This is a genomic window from Frankia sp. CcMO1, assembly GCF_977945845.1.
The window spans coordinates 1-2,855 of record NZ_CDWTMG010000090.1; the positions used below are offsets into that span (position 1 = coordinate 1).

The 2,855-nt window shown below is 72.7% G+C and carries 3 protein-coding genes and 1 pseudogene; all 4 read right to left on the reverse strand.

What is annotated here, in order from left to right; all coding sequences use genetic code 11:
• Positions 1 to 351 (reverse strand): annotated as a pseudogene (locus AC08OU_RS12775) (hypothetical protein); the annotation flags it as partial.
• Positions 352 to 362: 11 nt separating this feature from the next.
• Positions 363 to 851, reverse strand: a complete 489-nt coding sequence (locus AC08OU_RS12780; protein ID WP_476599930.1) for a TadE/TadG family type IV pilus assembly protein — start codon at positions 849 to 851, stop codon at positions 363 to 365.
• A gap of 299 nt (positions 852 to 1,150) precedes the next feature.
• Positions 1,151 to 2,101, reverse strand: coding sequence for a type II secretion system F family protein (locus tag AC08OU_RS12785; protein ID WP_476599928.1), 951 nt, complete (start codon positions 2,099 to 2,101; stop codon positions 1,151 to 1,153).
• Positions 2,098 to 2,855, reverse strand: a 758-nt coding sequence (locus AC08OU_RS12790; RefSeq protein ID WP_476604964.1) for a type II secretion system F family protein, incomplete at its 5' end; no start/stop codon positions are given. The genes AC08OU_RS12785 and AC08OU_RS12790, both read right to left, overlap by 4 nt.

Consider the following 2,855-nt stretch of genomic DNA (forward strand, 5'->3'; position numbering starts at 1 on the left):
GGCGAGCCGTGCCCGGTCCATGCCCTGCGTCTCGCTGCCCGCGGTGGCGAACGCCCGCCCGGCCTCCCGGGCGGCCTGGGTCACCCCGAACGCCGCGCGCTGCACCGCGAAGACGCACAGGAACAGGTAGACGAACGGAACGAGCAGCACGACGGACAATCCAACGAATTCGATCATCGCCGAACCGTCGTCGGCCCCGGTCGCCGGGCCTGCCCGTTCGGGCCAGACAACGCGGCCTATGCGACCAATGCGACCGACGCGGCGCACGGAAGCCACGCAACCTGTCCTGATCATCAGGATCGTCCGCGGCACGGAGCGCAGGGCCGCCCGCGCGATCCGATCTCCCGCCACGACACCCCTCGTCACGGCAGTTCCTTGAGTGCGTGGCCCTTCACCGTGATCGTGATGCCGTCGCCCAGTGGGACTAGGACGAGCGGCACGGCAACCCGGCAGGTGACCTCCGCGAGCGGCGTGCCACCCGGCCCGTCGACCTGCGCCCCGGTGCAGACGGCGTCGGACCGTCCCGGGATGGTCCGCGCGATGAGGGCCTGGGCGTAGGGACCGCCCTCGCTCGCCGGCACGCCGAGATTGGCCGCGTGCCTGGCTCCCTCGGCAGCGTCCGCCGCGAGCGTGTTGCGGATGTGCAGCACCAGGCCGACCTGGATGATCCCCAGGATCAGGAAGAGCAACAACGTCCCCACCAGGATGAACTCGACGACGGCCGATCCGCCGTCAGCCGCGTCCGAGCCGTCCTCGACGCCGTCCTCGACCGCGTCCGGTCGCTGCCCGGTCCCCCTGGGGCCGCCGTCGATCCCGTCCGGCCCCGCGGCGGCCGCGAGCTCAGCCGCCACCGCCGATACCCGACACCGAGTTGATGGCCGAGGTGAACAGGTTCTGCAGGGCGGGCGTCGCCAGGGTGGCGATCGCGACCACCAGCGCCGCCGTCATGACGGTTATCATGACCCAGCCGGGGACGTCCCCCCGATCGCGATCATGGTGGCCGCCCGATGCGACGGCTGACCGCCAGGCCCGCCATCTCGCTTTCATGGCCTGCCCTGTTCGTCCCATGTCTCCTCCTTTAGGCTGGCTGATCCGACCTCGCCGGACGGACGCGTCCACCTGCGGGCGGCCACCTGCGCGCCCCGGGCACTCACTGCGCGATCACGGTGAAACTCACCAGGGCCGGGTAGAAGGCAAAGATCACGGTCGTCGGCAGGACGAGGAACACGACCGGGATCATCATCGCGATCTCCTTGCGGCCACCGGCCTCTAGCAGCTGCCGCTTGCCCGCCTCACGCGCGTCAACGGCCTGCGCGCGCAGGATGTCCGCCAGCGGCGTCCCCCGTTCGATCGCGACCGCCATCCCGTCGACGAACCGCACCAGGGGTGCCAACGCCGTGCGCGCCGCGATGCCCTCCAACGCCTGCACGAGGGTGGCCCCGGCGCGGGCGTCGGCCAACGCGAGCCGCAGCTCGTGCCCAAGCTCGCCGTGGGTCAACCGGCTGACCCGCTCCAGCGCCCCGATGGCCGACTCCCCCGCGGTCACCGCGAGCGCCAGCAGCTCGGCGATCGTCGGGAACTCCAGCAGCATCCGGTCCTCGCGCTCGGAGATCGCCCGCGACAGCCAGTAGTCCCGGGCCACCACCCCACCGGCCGTGCCGGCGACGATCAGTGCGACACTGACCAGGGTCGGCGGGCCGACGCGGAGCAGCGCGCGCAGCGCCAGCAGGAGGGCGCCGATCAGCGCCCCGCTGGCCGCGCAGATGACCTGCTGGACGCGGAACTCCTCGATGCTGGTCCGTCCGCCGGCCTGGGTCAGCCGGCGTCGCAGGGCGGCCCGGCCCCCCAGGAAACGGTCGAGCCGACCGGCGGCGTCCGCGAGTAACGGGCGCGCGAGCGCCTCGACCGCGGCGAGACCCGGCCGCGGCACCCCCCGCGGCCGGTCCTCGAGCAGCCTCGAGGGTGTGGGGGTGTCCCGCAGGTAGGGATCGATTCGGTCAGCGAGGTGGATGCGCCGGGCCCGGGGGGAGCGGTAGACGATGATGACCAGGCCCAGCCCGACGAGGAACCCGATCAGCGCACCGCTGGCGACCGTAGTCATGATCCCGCCCCCCGGCCAGCGGCCGCTCCCCCGCGCAGCACCCGGCCCTCCTCCGGCAACCGGCCGATCCGCTTCATGAGCAGGTAGGCGAGGGCCGACACGGCGCCGCCCACCACGAGCACCAGGACCCCGGTCGGGCTGTCGTAGGCTCGCACGTTCTGCCCCCGGGTGGCCAGCAGGAGCAGCACGATCCAGGGGGCGGCGAGCGCGAGCCGGGCGGCGTTCACCGTCCAGCTCTGCCGCGTCTCGAGCTCGGCGCGGGTGCGGGCGTCCTCCCGCAGGAAGGTGGACAGCGTGCGCAACAGCCGGCCGAGGTCGGTCCCGCCGACCTCCCGGGCCATCCGCAGTGACTCGATGATGCGGTCGGCCACCGGATCGGCGAGCTCGTCGGCAAGGCGGTCCAAGCAGGCCGAGAACGACCCGGTGGCGCTGTAGTCCTCGCCGAACCGGGTGAAGGCCGGTCGCAGCTGTACCGGCCCCCGCACCCCCACCGCGGCCAGGCCCTCGGGCAGCGACATCCCGGCCCGCACCGCGCTGGACAGGTTGTCGACAACGTCCGGCCACAGCTCCCGCAGATCATGCATGCGGGCATGCCGCCGACGGACCACGAGGGCCCGGGGCAGCAGACTCGCAAACACGACGAAGGCGCCGGCCAGCGACACGGTCTCGGTGAATGCCAGGACGACCAGGCCGGCTACCAGACCCAGACCCAGACCCAGACCCAGACCCAGACCCAGACCCAGACCCAGACCCA

Coding starts and splice junctions, on each gene's coding strand:
- AC08OU_RS12785 (WP_476599928.1), bottom strand. CDS start 2,101: ATGACTACGGTCGCCAGCGGTGCGCTGATCGGGTTCCTCGTCGGGCTG.